The sequence below is a fragment of the Niallia sp. M35 genome, assembly GCF_050971705.1.
GTDB classification, from domain to species: Bacteria; Bacillota; Bacilli; order Bacillales; family Cytobacillaceae; genus Niallia; species Niallia circulans_A.
Genome location: NZ_JBPCEP010000016.1, coordinates 14,854 through 40,143 on the forward strand (window position 1 = coordinate 14,854; position 25,290 = coordinate 40,143).

At 30.3% G+C, this 25,290-nt stretch carries 26 protein-coding genes; 12 read left to right on the top strand and 14 right to left on the bottom strand.

The features are described from left to right. The first annotated feature begins 7 nt into the window (after positions 1–7). A complete protein-coding gene (locus NiCM35_RS20755) occupies positions 8–1,282 on the top strand; it encodes an MFS transporter (protein WP_016204938.1) in 1,275 nt (424 codons plus the stop codon). A gap of 33 nt (positions 1,283–1,315) precedes the next feature. Here the strand turns inward: NiCM35_RS20755 and NiCM35_RS20760 are convergent, their stop codons facing one another. The 3 genes from NiCM35_RS20760 to NiCM35_RS20770 all read right to left on the bottom strand — a co-directional run bounded on the left by NiCM35_RS20760 (position 1,316) and on the right by NiCM35_RS20770 (position 3,805). Then, positions 1,316–1,735 carry a universal stress protein gene (locus tag NiCM35_RS20760; RefSeq protein WP_016204939.1) on the bottom strand — a complete coding sequence of 140 codons (420 nt, stop codon included), beginning with the start codon at positions 1,733–1,735 and terminating at the stop codon, positions 1,316–1,318. 166 nt (positions 1,736–1,901) lie between these two features. Then, on the bottom strand, positions 1,902–2,321 hold the full coding sequence (locus NiCM35_RS20765) for a universal stress protein (RefSeq protein ID WP_016204940.1): 420 nt from the start codon (positions 2,319–2,321) through the stop codon (positions 1,902–1,904). A 20-nt stretch (positions 2,322–2,341) separates the two neighbouring features. Further along, positions 2,342–3,805, bottom strand: coding sequence for a SulP family inorganic anion transporter (locus NiCM35_RS20770; RefSeq protein ID WP_016204941.1), 1,464 nt, complete (start codon positions 3,803–3,805; stop codon positions 2,342–2,344). Positions 3,806–3,979: 174 nt separating this feature from the next. On the opposite strand from NiCM35_RS20770, the gene NiCM35_RS20775 reads away from it, so the two are divergent. After that, positions 3,980–4,537 (top strand): recombinase family protein, encoded by a 558-nt coding sequence (locus tag NiCM35_RS20775; protein ID WP_016204942.1) that lies wholly within the window; start codon positions 3,980–3,982, stop codon positions 4,535–4,537. 363 nt (positions 4,538–4,900) lie between these two features. On the opposite strand, the gene NiCM35_RS20780 is transcribed toward NiCM35_RS20775, so the two are convergent. From NiCM35_RS20780 to NiCM35_RS20800, 5 genes are all read right to left on the bottom strand, one after another. Next, the gene (locus tag NiCM35_RS20780) at positions 4,901–5,428 is read right to left on the bottom strand and encodes an arsinothricin resistance N-acetyltransferase ArsN1 family A (RefSeq protein ID WP_016204943.1); all 528 of its coding nucleotides are present in this window, start codon (positions 5,426–5,428) and stop codon (positions 4,901–4,903) included. A 69-nt stretch (positions 5,429–5,497) separates the two neighbouring features. Continuing rightward, positions 5,498–5,956 (bottom strand): MarR family winged helix-turn-helix transcriptional regulator, encoded by a 459-nt coding sequence (locus tag NiCM35_RS20785; protein WP_016204944.1) that lies wholly within the window; start codon positions 5,954–5,956, stop codon positions 5,498–5,500. A gap of 284 nt (positions 5,957–6,240) precedes the next feature. Continuing rightward, positions 6,241–7,212: a TniB family NTP-binding protein gene (locus NiCM35_RS20790; protein WP_016204945.1), complete on the bottom strand. Its 972-nt coding sequence runs from the start codon at positions 7,210–7,212 to the stop codon at positions 6,241–6,243. 10 nt (positions 7,213–7,222) lie between these two features. Next, positions 7,223–9,298: a TnsB C-terminal domain-containing protein gene (locus NiCM35_RS20795; RefSeq protein ID WP_016204946.1), complete on the bottom strand. Its 2,076-nt coding sequence runs from the start codon at positions 9,296–9,298 to the stop codon at positions 7,223–7,225. Between the two features lie 6 nt (positions 9,299–9,304). Next, positions 9,305–9,943, bottom strand: a complete 639-nt coding sequence (locus NiCM35_RS20800; RefSeq protein WP_053215733.1) for a TnsA endonuclease N-terminal domain-containing protein — start codon at positions 9,941–9,943, stop codon at positions 9,305–9,307. Between the two features lie 62 nt (positions 9,944–10,005). On the opposite strand from NiCM35_RS20800, the gene NiCM35_RS20805 reads away from it, so the two are divergent. After that, positions 10,006–11,817 (top strand): TniQ family protein, encoded by a 1,812-nt coding sequence (locus NiCM35_RS20805; RefSeq protein ID WP_016204949.1) that lies wholly within the window; start codon positions 10,006–10,008, stop codon positions 11,815–11,817. A 76-nt stretch (positions 11,818–11,893) separates the two neighbouring features. Here NiCM35_RS20805 and NiCM35_RS20810 read toward each other — a convergent pair whose 3' ends face one another. From NiCM35_RS20810 to NiCM35_RS20830, 5 genes are all read right to left on the bottom strand, one after another. Then, positions 11,894–13,786 carry a TniQ family protein gene (locus NiCM35_RS20810; protein WP_016204950.1) on the bottom strand — a complete coding sequence of 631 codons (1,893 nt, stop codon included), beginning with the start codon at positions 13,784–13,786 and terminating at the stop codon, positions 11,894–11,896. Between the two features lie 167 nt (positions 13,787–13,953). Then, complete coding sequence (locus NiCM35_RS20815; RefSeq protein WP_016204951.1) at positions 13,954–15,216, bottom strand: DUF3854 domain-containing protein; 1,263 nt, start codon at positions 15,214–15,216, stop codon at positions 13,954–13,956. 23 nt (positions 15,217–15,239) lie between these two features. Continuing rightward, positions 15,240–15,533 carry a DUF4258 domain-containing protein gene (locus tag NiCM35_RS20820; RefSeq protein WP_016204952.1) on the bottom strand — a complete coding sequence of 98 codons (294 nt, stop codon included), beginning with the start codon at positions 15,531–15,533 and terminating at the stop codon, positions 15,240–15,242. A 188-nt stretch (positions 15,534–15,721) separates the two neighbouring features. Then, the gene (locus tag NiCM35_RS20825) at positions 15,722–17,083 is read right to left on the bottom strand and encodes a hypothetical protein (RefSeq protein ID WP_047943232.1); all 1,362 of its coding nucleotides are present in this window, start codon (positions 17,081–17,083) and stop codon (positions 15,722–15,724) included. Beyond that, complete coding sequence (locus NiCM35_RS20830; protein WP_040344260.1) at positions 17,055–17,294, bottom strand: helix-turn-helix domain-containing protein; 240 nt, start codon at positions 17,292–17,294, stop codon at positions 17,055–17,057. The genes NiCM35_RS20825 and NiCM35_RS20830 overlap by 29 nt, the downstream gene beginning before the upstream one ends. 376 nt (positions 17,295–17,670) lie before the next feature. On the opposite strand from NiCM35_RS20830, the gene NiCM35_RS20835 reads away from it, so the two are divergent. From NiCM35_RS20835 to NiCM35_RS20875, 9 genes are all read left to right on the top strand, one after another. Beyond that, positions 17,671–18,654, top strand: coding sequence for a Rad52/Rad22 family DNA repair protein (locus NiCM35_RS20835; RefSeq protein WP_053215732.1), 984 nt, complete (start codon positions 17,671–17,673; stop codon positions 18,652–18,654). A gap of 56 nt (positions 18,655–18,710) precedes the next feature. Next, positions 18,711–19,850, top strand: coding sequence for a DNA polymerase III subunit beta (dnaN, locus tag NiCM35_RS20840; RefSeq protein ID WP_016204957.1), 1,140 nt, complete (start codon positions 18,711–18,713; stop codon positions 19,848–19,850). Between the two features lie 51 nt (positions 19,851–19,901). Beyond that, entirely contained in the window at positions 19,902–20,246 is a 345-nt protein-coding gene (locus tag NiCM35_RS20845; RefSeq protein WP_047943231.1) for a hypothetical protein, read from the top strand. Positions 20,247–20,260: 14 nt separating this feature from the next. Next, on the top strand, positions 20,261–20,812 hold the full coding sequence (locus NiCM35_RS20850) for a hypothetical protein (protein WP_047943230.1): 552 nt from the start codon (positions 20,261–20,263) through the stop codon (positions 20,810–20,812). Next, the gene (locus NiCM35_RS20855) at positions 20,790–21,503 is read left to right on the top strand and encodes a hypothetical protein (RefSeq protein WP_047943229.1); all 714 of its coding nucleotides are present in this window, start codon (positions 20,790–20,792) and stop codon (positions 21,501–21,503) included. Before NiCM35_RS20850 ends, NiCM35_RS20855 begins: the two co-directional genes overlap by 23 nt. 27 nt (positions 21,504–21,530) lie before the next feature. Beyond that, positions 21,531–22,484 (top strand): hypothetical protein, encoded by a 954-nt coding sequence (locus tag NiCM35_RS20860; RefSeq protein WP_047943228.1) that lies wholly within the window; start codon positions 21,531–21,533, stop codon positions 22,482–22,484. Then, positions 22,485–23,333, top strand: coding sequence for a ThiF family adenylyltransferase (locus NiCM35_RS20865; protein WP_047943227.1), 849 nt, complete (start codon positions 22,485–22,487; stop codon positions 23,331–23,333). Positions 23,334–23,549: 216 nt separating this feature from the next. After that, the gene (locus NiCM35_RS20870; protein ID WP_016204963.1) at positions 23,550–24,074 is read left to right on the top strand and encodes a hypothetical protein; all 525 of its coding nucleotides are present in this window, start codon (positions 23,550–23,552) and stop codon (positions 24,072–24,074) included. A 1-nt stretch (position 24,075) separates the two neighbouring features. Further along, on the top strand, positions 24,076–24,804 hold the full coding sequence (locus NiCM35_RS20875) for a hypothetical protein (protein ID WP_047943226.1): 729 nt from the start codon (positions 24,076–24,078) through the stop codon (positions 24,802–24,804). A 249-nt stretch (positions 24,805–25,053) separates the two neighbouring features. Here NiCM35_RS20875 and NiCM35_RS20880 read toward each other — a convergent pair whose 3' ends face one another. Then, positions 25,054–25,239 carry a hypothetical protein gene (locus NiCM35_RS20880; protein ID WP_047943225.1) on the bottom strand — a complete coding sequence of 62 codons (186 nt, stop codon included), beginning with the start codon at positions 25,237–25,239 and terminating at the stop codon, positions 25,054–25,056. Positions 25,240–25,290: the final 51 nt, after the last annotated feature.

Below are 25,290 nucleotides of genomic sequence, written 5' to 3' on the forward strand. Positions count from 1 at the left end.
TAATACTATGAATAAAAGGAAGAGGAATACTTCTATATTTTACGGTTGGTTTATTGTTTTTATAGCAGGTTTAGGTACATTTTTTTCAGGGCCTGGTCAAACCTATTCAAATTCGACATTCATTGAGGAATACATAAAAAGTTTTGGGTGGAATAGAACCGAAATATCCAGTCTATATTCCATCGCTACTTTATGCTCTGGATTTCTGATAATGTTTATGGGAAAGTTTATGGATCGCTTTGGTTATCGTAGAATGCTCGGAATAGTAAGTGTCTTGTTTTCATTAGCTTGTTTTTTCAATAGTTTTGTTACCAATATTTGGATGTTAGGAATTGGTTTTTTCTTGATTAGGTTCTTGGGTCAAGGAAGTATGACGTTAATTCCTAATACCATAGTGCCACAATGGTTTATAAAAAAACGAGGAAGAGCAATGAGTTTTATGGCTATAGGAAGCTTTTCAAGTGCTGCTTTTTTTCCTATTGCAAATACGTGGTTAATTGATAAGTGGGACTGGCAAACAACCTGGCAAATATGGGGAGTCGCATTACTAATTATTTTCACACCCCTTGCTATAATAGGAGTGAGAAATAGGCCTGAGGATATTGGAGCCTTGCCAGATGGTATTACAGAAAAATTCAAGAATAAATCTCATAATAAAATATCCCATTCTTATTTAGTGATGGATTGGACCTTAAAAGAAGCTATGCAAACTAAAGCTTTTTGGGCAATTTTAGTTTGCGTGGGAATCCCTGCACTTGTAAATACAGCTATTACATTCCATCTCTTATCCATATTTCAAGAACAGCACCTGTCCCCGCAGTTAGCAGCTAGTGTTTTAAGCCTGATGGCATTAGTTGGATTCCCAATTTCATTTTTGTCAGGTTTTATACTAGAAAAAATACAAACAAAAATCCTTTTGATGGGGATATTCTTAACAGAGATTACATTCCTCATTCTGTTAATAAATGTAAAAAGCATTTGGATTGGAATTATTTTTGGAATATTATGGGGAGCAAGCAATGGAATAGAAAGAATTACACTCAATATTATATGGTCTGATTATTTCGGAAGAAAATACCTAGGGAGTATAAACGGGATTGCTATGATGGTTATGGTTGTAGGTTCTGCAATTGGTCCATTGCCACTAGGAATAGGATATGATTATTTTCACAGTTATATAGAAAGCTTATTATTTTTACTGTTATTTCCGATTCTTGGAATATTTGGAGCAATCCTTGCAAAAAAACCTCAGAAAGTAACAATAGCAAAAAGAGCTAATTAGAGGAGGTTTTAACCTTCTTTCTAATTAGCAAGTTTATTTTACAATTAATACTGGACAGTTAGCTCTTTTAGTTACTTTATGACTTACACTACCTAAAACAAATTCCTGTAGGACGTTTAATCCTCTGCTTCCCATTATTGCAAGATCTGTACCCTTGTTATTAATGTAGTCTACTAAAACTTGACCTGGTTCTCCCTTTAATATAACAACTTCATAATTGAGCCCCGATTCTTTCACTAACTTTTCCACTTCTGAAATTTTCCCTCTATTTTTATCAACAAATTCAGAGCTATTCCAATTATGAAGGGTCTCAGTCTTTGCCTTTGAAGGATCACTTACCATAACGATTTCTACTTTAGATTCTGAGCAACAGTTAGCAATATAAATTGCGTTTAATGCAGCTCTTTTTGAGTGTACGGAACCATCGGTTGCTAATAAGATATTTCTATACATTTTCATTCCTCCCAACTAAGCAAGCGCTTACATATATAATATAACTTTTTATATAAAACGGGAACTTAATTTATGTTATTTTTATTTTATTTTCAATTAAACTCATTCATTTCCATTTTCCTCAAAAATAAAACCCACTTTTTTTAAAGTGGGTTTTATAATACAATTATTTTACTATCAATACTGGGCAATTGGCTCTTTTAACCACCTTATGGCTGACGCTGCCTAGTACCATTTCTTGTAGAGTGTTAAGTCCTCTGCTTCCGATTACAACCATATCAAACTTTTTTTTATTAGCATGTTCTACTATAGCTGGTCCAGGGTCTCCGTGTAATAATTCAAAACTAAAATCAATATTATTGGCATTTAATAACTCTTCAAAAGGCAATAATTTTTTCTTGCGAGATAACTCCAATTCCTCCTTATTATGAGCGTGTAAAACCTCATCTTTTGATTTGGAAAAATCCACAACATAAACTAATTTTATTGTACTTTCTTCACTTAAAGAAGCAATTTTCATTGCTTCCTCTGTTGCTCTTTTAGAATGTTCTGATCCATCAATGGCTAATAGTATTTTTTTATACATTATACACTTCACTCCCCTTTTTAGTGTGCAGATAATTTTGCATTTGGATCGTTAAATACTGCCAACTTATCCACGATTTTTTTACTTGCTGCATTTAAGTTTTTAATAGTCACGTTGTTATGATTTTCTCGATATTTAATCACTACTTTATCGATCGCACCAACAGCTGAATCATCCCATATGTGCGCATTGGTGAAATCAATAATAATATTCTTATTCTCCACAGAAAAATCAAATTGCTCCACGAACTCTTCCACGGAAGCGAAAAATAACTGCCCTTCTACCTCGAAAGTAATATTCTGGTTATTCACATTCCTAACCAACTTAATTTTAGATATTTTAGCCACAAAAAAGATGGCGCTTAATATAACTCCTGCTATAACACCGATAGATAAATCATGTGTTGCTACTACGATGATAACAGTGACTAACATAACTGCTGCATCTGTTTTTGGAGCGTTTTTTAGGTAAGTAAAAGATGACCAGTCAAATGTACCAATAGAAACCATGATCATTATACCTACCAGGACTGCCATTGGAATTTGGACTACTATATTCCCTAATACCAAAATTAGAAACATAAGAAATAGTCCAGCAACAAGTGTAGATAACCTACCTCTACCACCTGACTTTACGTTTATAACGGATTGTCCTATCATCGCACAACTTGCCATACCACCAAAAAAACCTGTAATAACATTGGCAATTCCTTGCCCTCTAGCTTCCCTATTTTTATTACTACCTGTTCCAGTCATGTCGTCCACAATGGAAGCAGTTAAAAGAGATTCTAATAAACCTACAATAGCTAATGCAATGGAATATGGAAAAATAATCTTTAATGTTTCAAAATTAAGTGGTACATCAGGAATAAAGAAAGATGGTAACGATTGAGTGATATTACCTAAATCTCCAACTGTTCTTAAATCAAAGTCAGAGAAAATTGCTAAACTTGTTAATAAAACAATTGCAATTAATGGTGCTGGAACCGTCTTTATAAATCTTGGTAAGATATAGACAATCAATAATGTAATGGCTACAAAGATATAAGTCATATTGGAGATACCTATAAAATGAGGGACTTGTGCCATAAATATTAAAATAGCTAAAGAATTAACAAAGCCAACCATAACTGCCCTCGGAATAAACTTCATTAGCTTTGCTATTTTTAAAACTCCAAAAACAACTTGGATAATACCTGTTAATATAGTGGCTGCTAATAAGTAGTTTATACCGTAGTCTTTTACTAATGGCACCATTAGTAATGCCATAGCTCCAGTCGCAGCCGAAATCATAGCTGGTCTTCCGCCAACAAAAGAAATGGTTACAGCCATACAAAAAGAGGCATACAGGCCAACCATTGGATCAACACCCGCAATAATGGAAAACGCTATTGCTTCTGGAATCAGTGCCAAGGCAACTACTATTCCAGATAGAATATCTGCGGGAATATTTGAAAACCAATCTCTCTTCATTTTTTCAATCACTAAAAAATACCTCCGTTATAATATTTTATATAATAAATATATAATCAGCTTTTTTAACTTACTTTGAACAGTCTAACACCAAAAGAACCAAAATGGAACCATTTTGGTTCTTTTTTTCAAATAATTTTTATGATATGGTTTATTTAAACGCTTAAAAACTAAGGAGGCTAATACATGTTAATTGGTTATATGAGGCCTGTTGAAGATGACCCTAATTGTATAGATCAGTTAGAAAGTCTTACTACCTATCATTGTAACGTAATCTATACTGAAGAACTTAGTTCTCACAAGAATAAAACTACACTTAAAAAGATGTTATTAAACTTAAATAAACACGATAAGATTGTGGTTGAAAAATTTTATACAATTGCTGATTCATTAAAAAAATTAAAGGAGATATTAAATATTATTAGGGAAAAAGATGCTTATATTTTGTTTATTAAAGAGAATATTGATACGAGTAATGTAATGGAAGAAAAGTTTAATGAATATGTACAACATCTAATAAACCTTCAGGGCGATATTATAAGTGAAAACACTAAAATAGGAATAAAAACAGCTAAAAACCAGGGGAAAAATACAGGTAGACCCAAAAAGTCTTTACGTAATATTCAAAAAGCAATTGATATGTATATTAGTAAGCAGTTTTCATTAATAGAAATTCAAAATACAACTGGAATTAGTAAGTCCAGCTTATACAGATATTTATCAAATTGGGAGGGAAAATCCTAAGCTTAAATTATATTGGGTGACTACCAATTTGTGATTTTTTCAAGTATTTTTAGGTAACATCAAGTGCTGGCTGATAATTGTTAATTTCCTTATATTGATTGGAAAAAATATAAAAACCTCTGTCAAATTTAAGAACAGAGGTTTTCCAATTTTTTGTCTATTTTAATTAATCTTAGATGAAATAATACTAAATATTTAGTTATTTTACATTTAACTTCAAATCAGTTGAGAACTTTTTGTAAAAAAGCAACTTTTTTCATCTAGAACTTTATTTTAATACAACAACTCAATTATATTACGAATATTTATGACAAATCATTCCGGAAAAATTACTAAATTAATCCGATTTTGAATTCTGACATATTATTTACTCTCCTTTGTTTTTAACAAATAATAATCTTGATCAAAAAGCAATTTTTCCATAATCATTACATCTACAAATTCCCCTCTTAATTTTCCTTGATTTTTAAATAATCCAACTTTCCTATAATTCTGCTTTCGATACAGACCTTGACCTAAAGCATTGATAGGGAATGTAAAGAGCACTAACTTGTAAAAACCATGTGATTTTGCTTCTTCTTCTAAGACCCGTAATAATTGCTGACCTATTCCTTTCCCCCTAAATCCCCTATGTATATATATGGATAGTTCTCCTACACCCTGGTAAACAGCTCTTGTATTATAAGCATTTATGGAAGCCCAACCAGTTATTTCTCCTTGTTCGTTTGTTGCTACGAAAGCACAATATCTTCCATTATGGAGATTAAACCATTTGTAAATATAGTTTTCGTCTTTAAGTTCTTCTTCAAAGGTGGCTATTCCATCTTCAATTCCTTGATTATAAATCTCTAATATAGCCAATAAATCCCTTTCCTCTACTTTCCTAATCATTTTTCCAACTCCTTAATTGACTTTCACATTAATTGACTTTATCAATTATAATATTTAATGAAAGCCACCTTATTTGGTGGCACAACTACCTAGCCCATTGTTTTTATTCATTGCATATAGAAGCAAACTTAGACTTTCCATTACCTGTTGATGTTTATCTTCCTGAATATGTTGAAAAATATTACCTAGATACTCTAACATTTGATTGGAAATTTCCTCTGCCTTCAATTCCCCTTCATCCGTAAGTGACAAAAGGACATACCTTCTATCATTAGGATCTGGAACTCTTAAAATAAAGTTAAGTTCAACCAGTTTATTTACCTGTCTACTTAAAAGCCCTGTATCCATCATTAACTTTTCTGCCAATGTCTGTAGAGATACATTTGGGCTCTTACTTAACTCATAAACAATGTGACTTTGTGATACTGTAATTCCACAACAATCAGATCCGTCTTTCTGAAGAAGACCAAAGTCCCTTACCAATTGCTGGAGCAATTCACGTATTTGAATTTTATCCTGTGTTTTCATATATTATCGCCTCTAATTAGATGTTATCATCATTAATTGATAATGTCAAATAATATTTTGAACTTATACCTTATTCAACTCCCCCTTTAGTTACACAAGAGACTCCTCCACTAAAATAAAATGAGTGTTAACTTTTAAATTAAGCGTTAATTACTATTAACCTTAAATCTCATAAAAAACGTCTAATCCCTTATGAAACAAGGTTCTAGACGTTTATCAATTATAAAAGCGTTAATATTAGTAAAAACGAGTTCATTTATTTTTCACCTTCTTATTACGCGTTATTATATGTATTTTTTCATCCTTTTCTCTTTCTCAAATGCATCAATCAAATTAAATTTCTCATCATTAAATGGATTGATAACAAAGGGTCTTGTTGATAATGAAATGGATTTAAATGAAATATACAAGTCATCCTCAGAAATTAAATCACTCCCACTTTTTAAAGCCTGTACGGTTGATTCTTCTATTAGTTTTTTTATATAATAAGGATTTCCTTTAGTTGCATAAAAAATCTTCTTTGCTAATACTGGATCAGCTAAGAAAGCTTGCTCAGGAAAGGGCAGTTGCTTATCTAATCCATTTAAAAACGCTCTAAATTCTATTTCCTCTTCTTTCGATTGGTAGGAAAAAGGCTGTAAACTTTGCTTTTCACAAAAGCGGCGGTCTAATTGTTCATTATAAACAAAGACTTTATTTGATTCAGGCATTCCGCATACTAATATTGGTATTCTAACTTCATTAGATAAATTTTTCACCCAATTAGATGCTTTGTTTAATACATTTTTACTTTCGCTATCAATTAAATGTTGAAACTCATCTACTATAATCATTTCAACTTCACACTTTTCAACAAAAGATAATATTCTGACAGTCATATTATTCTCTGTACCACGATCATAGTTTGGATCTCCCATATTCAACAATATTTTAGAAGCCACTGACTTTGGTGTTGCTCCTACAGGAACTGTTAAATATAAAATCGGAATTTTTGTAAAACCATCAATAATTTTTCTCGGATATTTACTTTCATACTCTTTGAGTAGAGTAGATTTCCCAAGACCAGTTTCACCATATATAAATAAACCATCAGGCTGAACAGAACCAAAGGATAACTGATGGTGTTCTTCTATTTTATCTAATATTTTTTTATAACGCGGATATTGAATAATGATACTTTTAACGTGCTCTTTCCTTTTTTTTATTTCTTTGACATCAGGAATTTTACCTTTTAGTGGCTTAAATAATTCATTCATCGTTATGACCTCATTTTTTGAAACTCACTCCATAATCTGGTAATGAGTCTAAATCAATATAATCACTATTACTTTTCCCAATCATTGTTTCTTCATCTTGTAATTGCTCTTTTTTACTTTTAGTTGCATATTTTTTCTGTTTATTTTCCCTTTCTTTCTGTTCATCAAAATGAACAACTATTGTATCAGCTTCAATAGGACTTTCTATTTGTAGTTCCGCTAATCCCATTGAAGAAATACCTTCATAATTATAACTCTTAGGCAAATCTCGTTTATTCAACTGTTCCAAGTTGCGTTTTTGTTGGTTATATTTCTTTTTATCACAATTTGTGAGCTCTTTTACTTTTCTTATGGTTTTTGCTAAATTAGTTACATCATCTTTGTTAGCGCCAAGTGTTCTTACCGAAGAGTCTAGTTCTAACTGAGACAAATAAACAGGTAAATTCGTGGGAATTTCCTTTCTTTCAAGAGATGTGTTATTTGCTTGAATATATATTTTTTTAAATTTATCATAAACATAAACAGATCTCATATCCGCTAAGTCATATCGAACTTTAACAGACCCAATTTTCTTTTCGTGTTTTACCTCGTTAATTAAGTTAGCTCTAAGTTCCATTAAATCTTTACTATTATAGTATTCGTTTTCTATAACAACGCCTTTATTTTGTATCTTTCTATAATCTATTCCACTCATAAAAATTAATTTAAGCTCTTTTTTGCTTTGTGGTATAGGTAATTGTAGCAAAGGATTATTCACTAATCCTTTAAGCCATAGATCCTTTGGCTTTCCTCCTCGTCTCTTATCATAAGAATTCGCAATTACATCTACCATCACCAGATGAGCCATATAAATAAACGTCTGCATTGTTATACAAGCTTCTCCTACAGAATCATATAATCCTTTCTCATAAACATTTGAAAAAGTCGTTCCTTTTAATGTATGAATCCATGTAGTGTTAAGTGTTCTAAATCCTCTCTCGATAGTTCCCTTTTGATAACCAGCACCAACTTTACAAAAGTGAACATTTATATTTAACTGTTGGCAAGTATCCTTAACATCATACGATTCATTTATTATTGAATTATCAAATACTACCTCAGAGGGTTTTCCATATGCTACCCAATCATTTTCTATTAAGGGATATAATTTTTTCAGGTACGTTTTTGGCATAATAGAATGTAATAGACATTGTTTCACCGCAGATGCATTTACATCCTTAAATGTTACATAAAATCCTAGTGGATGACCGGTAGCTTTATCTATTGCATAGACTAGCCAAGGACGTTCTGGCTTTAGTGTCGATGGATTAATTAATAAGACATCGACAGGTGTCCAATCAATCTCCACTCTTTCCAAGGGTTTAGTAATTACAACTTCTTTTCTAGAACCTTTCTTCCTCAATTCAGTTTCAACTTTACCAAGCCTAATCTCTTCTTTTCTAAATTTGTCTTCTATAGTTTTCTTCCTTCTATAAAATGTAGAACGAGATACTATTTTAATTTTATTTTTATCATCTCTAAATCTGTTAATTTCTTCGATTCTTAATGAAAATTCAGAAAAAAGATGTTCATCTGTAAACTTTTCACCACTATATTGGAATTCATTTACCAGTTCTTCTATTAGTTCGACTATCTCTCCCTTTGTATAATGATTTTTGGGACCAGGCTTCTTTTTTACAAGAGTTCGAATATCTTCATATTTTTCCCATCTACTCTTCCATTCATAAAAGGTTGTTTTACTAACTTTTGGTTCTATCGTATCTAAATAACTCTTAATTTCTGCAGGTAGTATCTCTCCGTCTATCACTGGTTTTATAATTTTATACCTTCTTTTAGCCTCGTTAACTGAATCTATATCTAGCAATGAAAAGTCCCTAATTTCAGATTCACTGCTGCGCCAATCGTTATTTCTGAATACTAATTCTTCTTTATTCCACTTTTCTAATAAGTGTTCTTTATCCCAAATCTCGATTTTATTGTAATTTAAATTCTCTAGTTCGATTGCTCCATTTATTTCTCTTCTAACTATATATCTATCTTCATCTATCATTAACTTTGTTCCTGCTAAAAATGCAAACATACTCATTAGTAACTATCCCCTCACAATATCTATAAAAGTTTCATCATTGAGTAATTCATTTATGAGATCAATATTTAATTGCTGATTATAAATCATATAGTATAAATTCGAATAAATTTCTGGACTAGGTATACTATCATCAAACTTTATGATATCTTCCATCTTACTTTTTCCATTTTTTTGTATAAAATTATAAATTTTTATTTTTGTACTTTCTTTAGTTAACCTTTCGTCGACTCCTCTAATCTTATCGAGGTTTTGTATTAGATATCCTTGTCTTATATCTTTTTCTGTAACTATTTTGAATTTCCATCCTTTTTTTTCACAATATATTTTCCCTACTTCAAATTTAACTTTATTATCTTCTTCTTTAATCTTATCCTCTGGCTTAACTTCAAAAATAATATACTGTTTATCCTTAGTTTCCACTAAAAAATCAGGAAAATATTTGTATATCTTCCCTTTATATCTGTATTCTATTTTTATTGGTTGAGATTGAATTTTTATGATTGAAGGATCAAAATCTAAAACCTTAATGAAGTCCTTCTCTAACAGACTCTCCCAAGCAACCATTTCATTAGACTTTTTGCTATTTATAAAGCCTCTAAAGCTGCCTTTTTTGGATGGTTTTATTTTTCTAACTTGTTCCATATTATCACCTAGTTTACCAGAGTATTTTTTTGGAGATTATTATATTTGAGGTGAAGAACATCATGTTACTTTTTTATTTAAAGCCTAAGAACAACGAAAGCCTTACTGGATTCTTTTATAGGACGGCAAAAGAAAACTTAATGGATAACATAAAATGGATTAATGATCACTTTTCCGTATTTACAGGTTATCAGCCTAATGTTAATTTAATGAATTGGGGCGAACAAAACCATATTAAAGATACTTCAAACTTTTTACGCATCGAATATCAGCTTGCAAACAGTATGACTTTTACTTATCTATTAGAATTTCACGGTTTAAGAGTAGATTATACCAAGAACACTATTAAGTGCCCTTGGTTTTCATACCAAACAACAAAGGTTTGTCCAGTATGTTTAATAGAGGAACCGATTCACCGTTTAGACTGGAGTTTTACATATAGTTTTATATGTAGAAAGCACAAATTATTTCTAATTGATAAATGTATGTATTGTTCTAGAGATATAAATATTAAGACCGTTATTTCCGATAAATGTGTTTGTGGGATGCCTTTATCTTCAGCTAAACCCAAAAATGTTACATTATCTCTTCTATTTAATTATCAACAAGAGGTTGATAAATTTTTCTCCCATGATAAAACTGTTAATATTAATGATTGGATTTCAAATTCTTCGACATTCTATTATGCATTAGAGTTTTTAGCAACTTGGATACCACAAACAATCAATATTGATGAGATTATAACATTAGATGGTTTTAAATATAGCGGAAACGCAGTTGTTAATAGCCGTTTAAAAAAATCAAAAACACTTATTCAATCTTGTCCTTTATACATACACGCTTACATATTATTGAGGGATTGGCCAAAGCAATTTTATACATTCATTAGATTGATGAAAAATAAAAACAACCTTAATAGTTTTCGTCTATTTTGTAATGCTGTTAATAAGTTAATTGGCACTAATTTGGAACCATTGCACACTGAGTTTATGAACTATATACTTAAGAATCAATTACCAAATAGTTATCCAAATCAATTTATTAGTATAAAAAAGGCATGTGAAATTACTAAATTAAAAGAAGATACAATTAAAAGAAGTGATTATTTTCAGCTGTTTATGTGTAACTTCAAGGAAATGGAATTTTTCTTTGTGAAAAAAATTGAAATCGAAAAATGGTTGTCCCTTTACAAAGAATCGATTTCAAAAGAACACTTACGGAATACTTGGCGGACAAGCCCAAAAGTTACTTTTAACATACTTTCCAATAATGTATTATGGCCAGCTATTAACATACAAACTGGTTCTGTAATGCAATGGCAAATCCCTATTGGCAAATTAGAAGAAATCACTTTAAGGTTACAACAGAGAACCACTCTAATAATTGGACCAAAAATTATTTTAAATAAAGCCTTTCAGTGGGTTGGTGTACATTACTCTTTTGTTGTAATTAAAGCAATGTTGGCAGGGTGCTTACCATTCGAATTAGATAAAAAAGTTTTGGGTAATTCTTTGGTTTCAAAAAGAGTACTTTTTAAAATAGTTCGAAATATTGTTGTTAAACTGGCTAAACAAAGTGGAGTTTTATCGCAAAAAGATGTTGCCTTCTTGTTTGGTGTTAAGAAAAAGGATATTGAATATTGGATTTGTACAAATAGACTTAAAACTAATAGCTCAGGGGCTATTACAAACGATTCCTTTACTAAATTTGAATCCAAGTACTTTACAACCTTTCAAATTTCTATGATTAAATCTATTAGTACAAAAAGAATATTAAAAAAATATAATAAGGGGAAATTGATTGCTGTTTCAGGACCTGAATTAAACGATGGTAAACGCTTATTATTCTTAAAAAGCGTAATTAACATAATCTAATAAAGATTAAAATAGCTTTCTAATGACTGAATCTACTGAATTTTATTAATTATTCAAAAAAGCTGAGATTTTATATTTATTCTTCTATAATTAGCTTTACATCACTTTTACTATATATTTTAAATTTATTCTGGAAATGATTTAATACAGGGCTAATGTCTTTACTAGTTAATGTGTTTAACAGTAAGTCAATGTCTTGGGAAACAAGATCACTAAGCTGAGATAAATTAATATAATTATTTTTGTATTTTTTTGCTTCATTTACTGAAAAATATGGCTTTTCCATTAGTTCGGTTGGTTTTAATAGCCCATATTTGATTAACAAACTAATTTGACTATTTTTTATCCCTAGGTATTTAACTAGTTCCAGTCGAGATAATACCCCTTTTCCTGTTTCTAACTTATTTTTTAATGACTCTTCCCATACTTCATTTTTTCTAATAAGATATCGTTTTAAGCCTGTATCTTTCACTCTTTTATCAACCACACGTATTTTCCCCTTGACTATAAGTGTAATCATATCGGATAAATTAGTGCCTACTGAATATTTAATACTCTTTGTAATATCTGTTAGCTCTTCTTCATTACAAGAAATTTGATTACTTTGTAAACAATATCTTTCATACCTTTTCTCTATAATTCGGAAGATTTGGTCAATCTTCCGCCGGTCATATAATACTTCATTAGTACCATTAATGATTGGAGAACTTTTTACTTCCAAAAGAGTCTTTTCTAAAGAAATCACACCGTTAAGTGATATGTTTAAAATACTACTTGTTACTTTTCTATTAACCAAGAATCTTTTATTTGAAAGATATCTATTAACACTTTCTCTTGATATTAATAAAAATTCTTCTCTCTCCTTGGTAATACTCGCTTTAAGAAATCCATTAGCTATAAGTTTTTTTACAGTAACATGTTTGCATTTTAACATGTTAGCGACTTGTGATAATGAAAGATAATAAGCACTATAAATATCCTTGTTAAAACTCCTACTATTTGAAATTAATGAACTATCCCAGTTTTTAAATATATAATTTTCAAATTCATTTCTTAAGAAGTCCATTTGAGGATGATTATACTTATTATATAAATCAATAAAAAAGTAGCCAAAGTTATTAATATAACTGCCTCTATCATATTTAGGCTTACACTTCTTAAAATTTCTGTACAATTCCAAAAAATCAGAATAATTAACAGGCCAATTTTCGAATCTTTTTGTAATGTTCATAATTAAGGTAGTAAATTCCCTATCTTCATATTCAAATGGAATTGAAATACTCCCTACTCTACTCTTATCTCTATAGTACAATCTTATAAAAAAGTGATAAATCAATAAGATATATTTTAGATCAAGTTTAGTTAACAAATTTAGATTACTTTCTTTAAAATTTCTGGTATCAGAGTTAAATTTATAATAGATGATTCTTGACACGAAGGAATTGCTTTCGTCAGCATTTTTAACTTTTAAGGTCCTTAAGTCCTTATTACATTTACAATAATAAAACTTCTTTCTATATTGTTTAATTGGTTTTCCACAGCTACTACATGAAGAAACAAGGAAACAATTATGTATTGGACATACTAAAAAAATTCTTATATCCCATAATTTATGATGAATACCAACAGTTTCAAGGCATCTAGGACATACCTTAGCATGAGCATTCATCAAACTGTCTTGATACAAAGTAAAATTAAAATGCTTAAATTTTCCTTTTTCATAATCAAACTCGTTATAAAATGTAGTTATTAATAATTCATTAAGTGACAAGCCAGTTAAATTCATTAAAGATGAAAAATCAAATTTCCATGGTAGCAGATTGCGAGGACCAATATAGTGATTAAAATCAGAATCGTTTAATATCCATGTATTTGTTTCATACATATTTTCAATTGATAATCTATTAATATAACTAAAGATATTTTCATCTTTTCTAGGTTTAACTACACAAAGTAATTTTTTGTTCAATAAATAATCACCCCCAAAAAAGTTATTTTACTTATAAGTTTAAAAGATATAATAATATATAATTGAGTAATCTTAAATCAATTTAAGATTACTCAATTTTTCATTCCGAATAATTATGAAAAACTATTCCGGTCAATTATGAAATTATTCCGGAGAATTATGAAAAATCACAAATAAATCCTTTTAATGTTAGGGATTTTATTTTTTAATAATAAATCATCAATCCCTTTTCCATCCGATTCTTTCCAAACAATTAAATTAGCATGAAATTTTTGTTTTTTTAATTCCTTTGCACACTCCAATAGATGTTTTTTTACATAAACATTCTCAATAGCATCTGCATCGAAACAAATATTAATAGTTTGAACCCCCATCTCTTTCAATACTGGGATTGCTAACCTCCATGCTCCTACACCAGGAAGACTAATGAAAGTATCTCCAATTTGATCTATCTCTAATGGATCATATAGATTAGCCATTAAGTCAACTGCTATATCTCCTTTTAAAGCTCCTTCACCAAGCCACACGGTTTTAGCTTTATAAAGAGTACCAGGAACCCATTTTTTTAACTTTGTACTAGGAATTGATACATGAATAGGTGCTGGATTACCAGAACCTGTCCCATTAGGTTTATTGGCAGAACTTAACCAGTAATATCTATTCGCTTTTTTAACTCTAATCCATCCCAATAACTCATTATTATCTGTAATAGTAGTCCATTCCTTTTGTAGAGGAACCTCGCCTTGAAATATGATATTTCCTTTATATTTTACTTCTACAACATTTGGCTGTTTGATTACTTTAGCCTGAAATTCTTTCCCATTAAGTTTAACTTCCACTATATTCGGTGGGTTATCAATTCTATATTGAAAGCCTTCGATTTGGTTATATTGGTTTCTGTAAGGAATGAGAATTCCTTTCATTCCTGCTATACTCCAATAACCATTTTGAAAATAGAACCCTGGTATCCCTTGAAAATCATTTATCCCTAAATCATTGCTAATGGCTTTAACAATAGTCCACGGCTTATCAGGGAATGATTTATAATTTCTGATAGTTATTTGTTCATCACTCAATTTGCGTTCATTTGAAGTTAAATGATTATAATGAAAATCATCTAAAATTAGATTATCTAAAAGCGCATGATAGATTGTATCTAATGTGATACTGTCCTTTTTGGGAAATCCATTTACTTCTTCAGCCATTTCCTTTACATTCACTTTATTTCTATTATCTTTTTTTAATACATGCAAGTAACTAATTAACGCGGAGTTTTTTGAAAAATGAATGTCACTTTCTACTCGAATGCATACTACTTTGCTATTATCTTCATTGGTCATGCATGCTCCTGTTTTGCCACAAATAGGACAAGGAGTACGATAATATTCATAAAACCCTTTTACTTTTGTTTTTCTATATAAGGAATTCATACTTATCCTCCTCTTTCGTCTTGTTAAATACAATATTTAAATCTACTACGATCAATTGGTGGCATAGTTGTAACAATCTTAAATTGATGATTTGATACTTTTGCAATTACTACAACCACTGGATTATCGTCAGTATCTCTTCCAAGTACTGCAACTTTTGAAATGGATTGCCTTTCCACTATTTCTCCATTTAATATGGCAGTAACTATATCTGCTTTGGTATAACCTCTTTGCTCTAATCGCTGCATAGTATGAATGCTGATTATGATTTTGCCTTTTCCACTAAATAGTACTTTTTTTACTTCTTGTAATTTCATCTCCTTCACCTCCAAAAAAAAAGACTTTGGTATGTAGTTAAAGGACAGAAATACTCCTCAAAACTACGAACCAAAGTCCGCTATTATTAATTATTAAACCGCTTATCAAAAAGAAAGCAACAAAATACTAAAATATATACAATTTATGTATTTATCATAGCACTTTATTTAAGTTCTATTCAACCTCTTCATTGGAAAAGTTTTTTGATAATTGTTTTGAGAGGCAATTTTTTTGGATTTGATATGGAATCCAATTGAAATCCCGCCTTAATAAGATGTTCATAATTCTCTTTTACTTTTTCCCTTACTTCATCAAATGAGATAAGAGGCTTCTTTTTATATTGTAATCGAATATATTCTTCTGTTAGATCCGGAAGGGTGCCTATTATCGGGAGTTCAAGGCCATTCACTAAAGAGTTAATCTTACTAAATGGAAAACTACGATTATAGATTAATTTCATTGATATTCCATGTCTTTCTCTTAATTGGTGAATATATTTTTTCCACATTAAAATATCTACAATTGAATTGTCTACCATTACCCAAAGTTCATCTATATTTTGAAGTACTTTTTCTGTTTCTTCGGTCATCTTTCCACTTGGCAAATCTGTTAAAATTACATCATGATATCGAAAAAATTGAAAATACACCTCTAAAAAGTCCTCAGTCCAGTTATAAACATAATCTTTTTCTCCAATAGGCAGCCACAGAACTCCCATATATTGCCAATTCGTTTTGTGATAATCTAATTCCATAAGTTCATATTCTTCTAAATGAAACACTTCTATAAAAGAACGAAAATTAACCGGCATTGGTTCATATCTAGACAAAACACTAGATAATTTTGGAGGTTGCATTGCCTCTATAACAGCTGTTTGTATTTTTTGTTCTTGAAGGTATATTGCAAAGTTTAGAATAAAACTCGATACTCCTATACGATGAAGTGGAGACCATACAGCAATCGTTTTGTTTTGTGGGTATTGTTTCCCTTTGTATACATATTGCTTTCTCATAGCTTCAATTTTATTTGTACTGAAATGACTAATACTAATAGGATATTCCGTCGATGGGAAATCATCTTTAATATTCACCGGTGGTGCATTATTACAATCAAAAGTTTCAATGGAGTCAGTTATTTTATTTTCTTGTGCCTCACCTGTAATTGAAGTATGTAAAGGTCCCTGGTCAACTTGAATCTCCATATTGAGTGTATTCTCAGAAGTACTAATATCTTTATCTTGATTATTTTTTACTTTCTTTGGCCAGATGAATAGAGCCTTTCTGAGCGAATCCTCATTCTCAAAGAAATACATGTTTCTCCTATTTGCTTTATTGTCATTTGAATTACCCAAAATGTAAATATCATGGACTTTAAGAGACGTAAGGAACTGATTGTTTATTTCATCTGAAGTAATAATTAACAAATTAAAGATGTAATTTTCTTCTTCATGGTTAATGAAGTTAGAATCATAGAATACAATTTCTACATCATTTGATTGTATTGCCCCGATGATCTGTTCATCACTTATAGAGGTTAGAACCTTTTTCATAGATTAAATGCTCCTGTTTTAAGTATTCATCAATTTTTTTTCGGAATTTAAATGGAAAAGGAATTGTTCTACTTTCCACTTTTCTTAAATAGCTGCTACTGATGCCTATCTCTTTCGCGAATTGAAATTGATTTAACTTCAATCGTTTCCTCAAAATAATAAGTCTTTCAACATCATCTTCAATACAAATTTGGTTTAAATTTCTCATCATTTTTCCCCTTCTTTCCAAAAAAATAAAAAAAACCGCTAATACCCCCTTAGATAAGAGGATACTAGCGGTTATCGCTTTCATGTTTACTATTAATCTAAATAGAGTATATCATAGACTTTAAAAAATATATAGAATGAATTATTTAATAGTTGTTACAGTTGGAGACAAAATGTATAATTTAATTATAACTTTTTTATATTTTTTAATTTTTTGGCGATCCTTTTGGATTTGCGGTTTCTAAAATAAACATACAGCCTTTGGGTTGATAGATTTTAAGAATAGCATTTTGCTATTCTTTCCCTATCTCTCCAAAGGCTTTTTTATGTTTATCGATGTAAAAGAGTTATAAATTATTCTAAGAAAGGGAGAGAAAAAAATGACGACGCAATCTACAGAAGAAATTCTTAACAAATTAAGACAACCATTCTCACAAAATGATATAGAATGGAAAGTTCAAACAAGTAACAAAGGTAACAACGGAGCTTATGCTTTTGTAGTAGCTTACGTGAATAACAGAGCTATTCAAAATAGACTAGATGAAGTATTTGGTATTGGCGGCTGGAAAAACTCATACGTAGAATTCTCCGGTGGTATAATTTGTGAACTTAGTTGTTATATTAATGGCCAATGGATTACCAAATCGGATGGTTCTGAACCTTCTAATTTTGAAGCCTTTAAGGGTGGTTTATCGAATGCGATGAAGCGAGCTGCTGTACAGTTTGGTATTGGGCGTTATTTATACAAATTAGAGCCTATATATGTTAAAATCTCTGAAACTAAAAGTAATAATTCTATCTACTTGAATGATAAAAAAAATAAAGTAGTGGGATATTATGATCCACCGCGTTTACCTGATTGGGCTTTACCACCTAATGAGCAAAAACAAGGAAAAAACAAAGAAACAACTAGTACTACCGATAATAACAATAAAAAAAGAGAAATTGATAAGAAGACTGGAAATAACAATTTCAATAGGAATTCTTATTTTATTTCCATCACAGAATTTATAAATAAAATCAATCTTAAACCAAGAGCAGCAATGGAGTTATTTCATCATATAAATTCTGATACTAAATCTGATTGTGTTGAAATAAAAGATATTAAGGAAAAGGCTACTGACAAAGAGTTAATTAAATACTATGATACTTTAAAACCCGTAAGTGACTTAGTTAAAATGAGTATTCATTATAAAATACCTGTTGAAAATGTATTAAATTATGTGAGAATTTTAAAACCACAAGAGAAAATCGATAGCCTTCATTCTTGTTTAATACGTTTGAACAGAGAAGATATTAAAGAAATCAATGGATTTATTGAAGGTGATATAAAAAATAATATGTTTGAACATCAAACAGCGTAAACAAACACAAAAATACTTTTGTGTTATTTTTTTAACCTTTTTTAGGAGGAAATTACATGGAATTTATTATTAATAAAGAGAGTTTATTAGAGGTCCTTTCAAAAGTAGAGAAATTAGTAAAAACTAAAACATCAAATCCAATACTACAAGGTTTTTATTTAGAAGTTAAGTCAGATAAGATAATCGTTATTGGATCTGATTTAAACACTACTATCCGTTATGAATTACCAGTTTTATTCGAAGATGAGTCAATACTTATTAATAAAGAAGGTAAGGTAGTTGTTCCCTATCAGTTATATGAAATTGCTAAGAAAGTTAAAACCGAATTAAGCATTTCGTTAGATGATACGCAATTAGTAATAAAACATGGGAAGAAAAAAAAGAGTGAATTTAAACTATCAGTTTTTAAGGCAGAAGAGTATCCTAAATTACCTAGATTTGATGGTATAGAGCCAACTCTGTCTATTAAAGGAACCGAATTTAATTCATTTATCAAAAAAACAGGGTATGCAGCTTCAAGTTCTGATGCTAGACCAGTTCTACAAGGAATTTGTTTTGAAATTACAGAAGATAAGCTACGACTTGTCTGTACGGATTCTCACCGTTTAGGCGTTATTGACGTCACAGAATCTCATAAGGAGTCCAGGAAGATTATTATCCCAGCAAAATCAATATTGGAAAGTTTGAAATCCTTTGATTTAAGTGAGAAAGTTACTGTGTTTTGTGAAAATGATCGAATGCTTATTTTACAAAATAATAATCTCACTTTTTATTGCCGTCTATTAGAAGGAACTTATCCAGATGTAAGCCGCTTAATTCCAAAAGAGCATCTTGCTGAAATGAAAATAAGCAGAAAAGAATTTTTGGAAGGCTTTGAAATGATTAATGGTTTGACTAATGCAGCAGATAATGAGACTAAAGGAATCGTTAAACTCCATGTAAATGGAGTTGCGACTTTATCAACATATCAAGCGCAAACTGGAAGCGGAAAAATTGAAATCGATTATGAAAGTTTAGAAGGTGAAGATAATTTTGATATTGCCTTTAATAATAATTATATGATCGATACATTAAAAGCAATGGAATCAGAGTATGTGTCCTTTAAATACCAAGGTTCTATGCGTCCATTTTTATTAACACCATGTGATTCTTCTCATGAGGAAATACAATTGATTCTTCCGGTGAGAAATAAATAACAAAATGTAAGAAGAAAGGCTCTCCTTTCTTCTTTTTCTATTGGAGGATTTATGAAAATAAATATGAGGAAACTCTCACAGGAAATTAAAAATAAAAATATTATTGTTAAACCAAATTCATCGGAAGCAGGAATGGCCTACTTTATGGATATAGTTATTAACCATTCTGCAACAGAAAGTATTAATTTCAATTCATTTACCTATGATGAAGCAATTCTTGCCTTCAATGAATTCTATTATTTACCATCGGATGAATATACGGATGATTTTTCTGAAGAAGACTATGACAATATAAAAAATAATATGTGGTCCTCTTATATGCAAACCCAAGAATTTTTTGTCCGTTGGAGTCAAGAAACCAAAAAAATATATTGTTATGAGGATGATTTTATTTAGGAGAGGTGAAGAAAATGACATCAATTTTGATGGATGCAGAGTCTAAAGCAAGTTATGACTATTCAATTTCTAACTTATTAATGTTAAAGATTCTCCATGACGCTAAAGTGGATGTAAGTGGATACGGTAACTATCGAGTAGAAGTAGGTTTTATGTCTAATCCTGGATACGATTTTTTAATGCGAGGTATGAATGATTTAGGTTTTGATACAAAACACGCAACAGTTTATACGGATGATCCAGAAGAAATCTCACTTGCTAAACAAATCGAGAGTGTATTCAACCCAAATGCAGAATGGTATATAGTGTTGAATAGCTTTAAAGTGGAAAAAATACTACTTTCTAGTCAAAAAGATGAGTATATAGCCTTTATTAAGTCAACTTTGAATCACATTGATTTAGAATGTGAAGCATTTGTAGAGGAGTCTTTGGGTATTATTATTGGATTCATTTTTGATGGATTTTATCATGAATTATTATCAGCTTTAATAGAGGTGGCTGATGAGACTAATAATATTTACGAAAAACTGGAGGAACAGCAAAATGGACATTATCTTTCGGCTTAGTGATGAACCACAGCACTTAAATGCACAAGTCGAAGTGTTACAAATCACTTCTGATTTCAATAATACTTTAGAGTCATTGGATCAAATGATTAAGTTAAATGGAAGAATGGTAGAGGGATTATATAACATTACCCTCCCTAATCTTTTTAGTATTCTTCAAGAAAGTATAGAGGATTACATAATTGATTCTCAAACTCCAATTCTTCCAAAAAATTGCGTGAAACATGTTTGGATTAATGAATTAGTAAAGCATCAACTAGTATATATAGAGGTACCAAAACAACAACTTGATATGCGGTATGGAAAAACACTATTTAAACAGGTTGGACTACCAAGACTAATCTTCTTATATGAAGTAATGGAGAAAAAAGTAAAATTGAAAAACATTGTTGCTGTTAAAGGCTCCAAATTTTTGACAAAAGATAAGGAAGTATTTCTTTTCCCCTTTTCACATGTATCTTTAGATGGTCATGTTTGCATGGGAGGAAATACTTTTCCTGAAATAGATGACATCTATCAATTAAACAGTTTGCATTTATTGTTTTTGCAGGCACCTTTTGGAGAAGATTATGGAGCAAAAACAACTACTAATTTAAGTGTGGCAGCATTATTTAAAAAATATGAAAATAAACAATTTGATGATGAAATCTTATTACCACATTCGAAAATTCAAATTTTAGAGAATCTATAATAAAAATACAATATGGAGGAATTGAAAATGACAATAAAACAGGATGATATCTTTTCACTATTTGATATTGAAGTGGAGACTAAAAAAGTTGACCTTAATAAAATGAATGATATAAAGGAAAATAAACCAAAGCTAAAGACTGATACTAATTCTAGTTCTACAAAGAGTTCAACAAATAAGAAAGATAACTTTAAATTAACAAGTAAAACCATTATTCGGTTTGGGATGAATGAATATCCAGTTACTAATTATTTCTCCAAGGACGAAATTGAAAGAGGACTTCCATCTAAAAAAACGTCTGAGGATGGAGAAATTGAATATAAACCTATTAGTGAGGAACAACTTAGAAAGAAATTAGAAAAAGACTTTCCAATCTTAGTACCTAAATATACCACCTTGGTATATGTAGAAAAACAAGATGTGGTTATTCCTATTATGCAAGCAAAGAAAAATGGCAGCATGGATAATAAAGAGTTCTCTTTCGAGGACTCTTCTTTAAAACATCAAAAAAAGAAGATTCCATTTCAAATCTTATTAGATTTTATCCATATTGCAAAGTACTTTTCAGATAATCACGGTACTGAAGTATTTGCTAATATTTACTTTGATCATGACACTGAGGAATTTTTTATGGATATTCCTTCCCAAAGAGTTAGCAGATATTTAGTCACTATTACAGAAGAGGCACAAGAGACCGCTCTTAAACTCATAGAGAGAAGGTATTCAAAGGTAATGGAAATACATTCACATCATATTTTAAGTCCTACTCCGTCCAAAATAGACGATGACAACCAGCGTGCTCCTATTTTATATGCCATTATTGGTAATATTAATGGATTATTCCCTGATGTGCTAGTTCGTACATTCAATAAAGAATTAAATGAACATATTATTATAGATAGTAGCAAAGTATTTGAATTTACATTGACAACTAAACAAAAGGTAAATGGCTATGATCTAACTGTAGTGGAGGTTGAATAGATGCAACCTATTTCTATAGATTTAAGCCGCTCTTATCAAAGGGAAGTATATTATCAGATTCTAGTTATAGGCGCAGGAGGTACTGGAGGAATTGTTATTCAGCAATTGTGCCAAATGTTAAGTATGTTTGAGATATCGGCAAAGTTAATAATTGCTGAACCAGATATTTATGAAGAAAAAAATAGAAATAACCAACTATGCTTAGCAAAAGATGTAGGTAAAAATAAAGCAGATGTCTTAGCTAAAAGGTATCGTGCTGCTTATCAACTAGACATAGCCACTTACACTGGAGGTTATGTAGAAGACACTAAAACAATAGACACATTGTTCCAACTCAATTATGAAAGAATTCCATATAACTATAGAATAGTCCCTATTCTTATTTCTTGTGTTGATAATAACTATTCAAGAAAGATATTCCATGAGTATTTTAACACCGCTCAGACCCTACTATATTTTGATGTGGGCAATGAAAATGTTATCTTACCAAAGGATCACAGAAATAGACCAATTGAGTCCTGGACGAAAGAGGAATTGGAAGAATATAAAGATTCAGGTTTCACTGGACAAATGGTTTGTGGTTTTAAGTCTGATTGGAAAATACTCTCAGAACCAATAGGTACGTTATATCCAGATATTTTAGAGGACAATGATGAAATAGCTCCTTCTCAATTAAGTTGTCAGGAACTAGCTGCATCCAATCCTCAGAGATTAATAACTAATCGTTATAGTGCTATATCTGTAATTACTGTACTGAATGAAATATTTGAAACTAAAAGTCTATCAACTCACAGGATTCTATATCATGCAAAAAGAGGTTATATGAAGAGTGAACCAATTTTAGGGTAATAAAAAAGTAGCACAGACTAAGAACTTGTTTGTGCTACTTAATAATCTATGTATGATTAACTTTTTTTACTTCACCTCTATTCAGTTTTCCCCCCTCATTCAACAATCTATATAGCTCCTATGGAACAACAAATAAATTTTCTGAAAACACTTCCATTATTATCCTTTTATGATATATAATGAAATTGAAACTAATATAATAGGAGGTTGTTTTCTTTGAAATTTAAAAGTTTTCTAGCATTATTAGTAGTTTTTGTTCTATCATTTGCATTGGTACCAAATATATCTGCAAATGAATCAGTTTATGTAAATGAGGATGGTCAAGTTCTCCAATATTTAGATGAAGTAGCAAATGAAGAAATACCTGTAGATGAAAAAAATCCAGAAAAAGAAATTCAGCTGTTTAGCTCTATTGTTGGTGGTGGAGTAGCAAAAGCATGGCCAATAAAAGGTGGAGCAGAAACAACTGTAGAATTAATTTCCCCTGTGCATAGTATTCAAAGAGGAAGTCTAACCTATACTTTTGAAAAACAAAATGAAAAGGGTACATGGCTATTTTATGGTAGAGCAACAAGGTCTTCCTCAGGTTCTAATTCTCGAATATTTTCACAGGGAATAAATTGGGTCCTTAAGCCAGGAACTTATAGAATAAAAGTAGGAGGTACTTTAACGGCACTTACAGCTCCAGACAGTACTTTAATAGTTCAACAAATTTTCTCCAATAAAGTGACAGTAAAATAAAATGAAAAATTTCAAAAAAATTTCTAGAGAAGAATTAGTTATTTTAGATACAGAAAATAATGTAATTGTTAACTTCGACCATAAAGAAAAAATAACAAACATAAGAAATATTGAAGTACCTAATAATTTATCGATTGTGCAACAAATGATAATTTCAAAATACTACTATATTTCTGATGATTTCCAAGAGTTAATATATATAAATAAAAATAATAAATACGAATATGATAATATTATATGCTTATTTAATAAAGGATATTATTGTTATAAGGACAATAATAAAATTGCTATTCTATTATCACACCCCAAACAGCAAGCTATTGATAATTTTAGAGACTCGGTGAAAAAGAATACTCTAAGCCCTTTTTTAAATTGTTTTTATAAGAAAAAAACGATAAATACATTGGTTAGTGACCCTGAAGAAATGGTGTCATTAGAGATGACTGAAACCGATCCTATTGTACCAGAGAAAAGAATATTAAGTTACTATTTACTTGACACACTATCTACTAATTCTTCATCAATAGATTCAGAACATAAACACTTACTGAATTTTTTACAAAGTCATTATCCAATTAGCTTTGCTATTCCTTCACCGGATAATATTTCGTTAAATAGCGATATTAATAATAATTTGGGTATAAACTTACTATCATCAATTTATAAAAAAATTGTATTTATAATAGATGATAAAGATAATAGTATTTTACAAATATCATTTTACAAATAAATATAAAAGGTTGTAGAGAAAGAAGCAACTCCTCTACAACCTTTTTATATTTGCGAACCAACAGTCCGTATTTTATGTCCATTTTGGTGGATGTTCATTAATCCTTCTAAACGGCAGGTGCGAAATACTTCCACATCTTTTTTTTCTAGCAAGCTTCATTTAACTTTTTCTCTTTCTAAATTTTTTAGTAATAGGAATAATAAAGATGATTAAAAAATCAAATAATTGTTTGAAAGAATAATAAAGTCGTTAATTTTCAAATACAATACCAATTATCCCCCTTATCCATTCATTACAATACTTTATTAATTCATTTTCTGTAATCGTCATTTTATCAAAAACTAGATATAGATTTTTACCACTATCCCCTGCATATTTAACGGTAATATCATATAATTCAAAAAGGCAAATCAATAATAAGTTTTGATAATCCAATTCACCTTCTAGGGGCAGTACCAGCGTTCGTGCAACCAGGGGCAAAGTAAA

What these genes read in the sequence shown, in the direction of transcription:
- NiCM35_RS20765 (WP_016204940.1), bottom strand. Translation starts at nt 2,321, where the DNA reads ATGTATAAAAAAATACTATTAGCCATTGATGGATCAGAACATTCTAAA.
- NiCM35_RS20780 (WP_016204943.1), bottom strand. Translation starts at nt 5,428, where the DNA reads ATGATTAGGAAAGTAGAGGAAAGGGATTTATTGGCTATATTAGAGATT.
- NiCM35_RS20835 (WP_053215732.1), top strand. Translation starts at nt 17,671, where the DNA reads ATGACGACGCAATCTACAGAAGAAATTCTTAACAAATTAAGACAACCA.
- NiCM35_RS20820 (WP_016204952.1), bottom strand. Translation starts at nt 15,533, where the DNA reads ATGAAATTACAAGAAGTAAAAAAAGTACTATTTAGTGGAAAAGGCAAA.
- NiCM35_RS20790 (WP_016204945.1), bottom strand. Translation starts at nt 7,212, where the DNA reads ATGAATGAATTATTTAAGCCACTAAAAGGTAAAATTCCTGATGTCAAA.
- NiCM35_RS20875 (WP_047943226.1), top strand. Translation starts at nt 24,076, where the DNA reads ATGAAAAATTTCAAAAAAATTTCTAGAGAAGAATTAGTTATTTTAGAT.
- NiCM35_RS20785 (WP_016204944.1), bottom strand. Translation starts at nt 5,956, where the DNA reads ATGAAAACACAGGATAAAATTCAAATACGTGAATTGCTCCAGCAATTG.
- NiCM35_RS20800 (WP_053215733.1), bottom strand. Translation starts at nt 9,943, where the DNA reads ATGGAACAAGTTAGAAAAATAAAACCATCCAAAAAAGGCAGCTTTAGA.
- NiCM35_RS20855 (WP_047943229.1), top strand. Translation starts at nt 20,790, where the DNA reads ATGGACATTATCTTTCGGCTTAGTGATGAACCACAGCACTTAAATGCA.
- NiCM35_RS20755 (WP_016204938.1), top strand. Translation starts at nt 8, where the DNA reads ATGAATAAAAGGAAGAGGAATACTTCTATATTTTACGGTTGGTTTATT.
- NiCM35_RS20775 (WP_016204942.1), top strand. Translation starts at nt 3,980, where the DNA reads ATGTTAATTGGTTATATGAGGCCTGTTGAAGATGACCCTAATTGTATA.
- NiCM35_RS20830 (WP_040344260.1), bottom strand. Translation starts at nt 17,294, where the DNA reads ATGATGAGAAATTTAAACCAAATTTGTATTGAAGATGATGTTGAAAGA.
- NiCM35_RS20850 (WP_047943230.1), top strand. Translation starts at nt 20,261, where the DNA reads ATGACATCAATTTTGATGGATGCAGAGTCTAAAGCAAGTTATGACTAT.
- NiCM35_RS20860 (WP_047943228.1), top strand. Translation starts at nt 21,531, where the DNA reads ATGACAATAAAACAGGATGATATCTTTTCACTATTTGATATTGAAGTG.
- NiCM35_RS20845 (WP_047943231.1), top strand. Translation starts at nt 19,902, where the DNA reads ATGAAAATAAATATGAGGAAACTCTCACAGGAAATTAAAAATAAAAAT.
- NiCM35_RS20805 (WP_016204949.1), top strand. Translation starts at nt 10,006, where the DNA reads ATGTTACTTTTTTATTTAAAGCCTAAGAACAACGAAAGCCTTACTGGA.
- NiCM35_RS20760 (WP_016204939.1), bottom strand. Translation starts at nt 1,735, where the DNA reads ATGTATAGAAATATCTTATTAGCAACCGATGGTTCCGTACACTCAAAA.
- NiCM35_RS20825 (WP_047943232.1), bottom strand. Translation starts at nt 17,083, where the DNA reads ATGAAAAAGGTTCTAACCTCTATAAGTGATGAACAGATCATCGGGGCA.
- NiCM35_RS20815 (WP_016204951.1), bottom strand. Translation starts at nt 15,216, where the DNA reads ATGAATTCCTTATATAGAAAAACAAAAGTAAAAGGGTTTTATGAATAT.
- NiCM35_RS20865 (WP_047943227.1), top strand. Translation starts at nt 22,485, where the DNA reads ATGCAACCTATTTCTATAGATTTAAGCCGCTCTTATCAAAGGGAAGTA.
- NiCM35_RS20795 (WP_016204946.1), bottom strand. Translation starts at nt 9,298, where the DNA reads ATGAGTATGTTTGCATTTTTAGCAGGAACAAAGTTAATGATAGATGAA.
- dnaN (WP_016204957.1), top strand. Translation starts at nt 18,711, where the DNA reads ATGGAATTTATTATTAATAAAGAGAGTTTATTAGAGGTCCTTTCAAAA.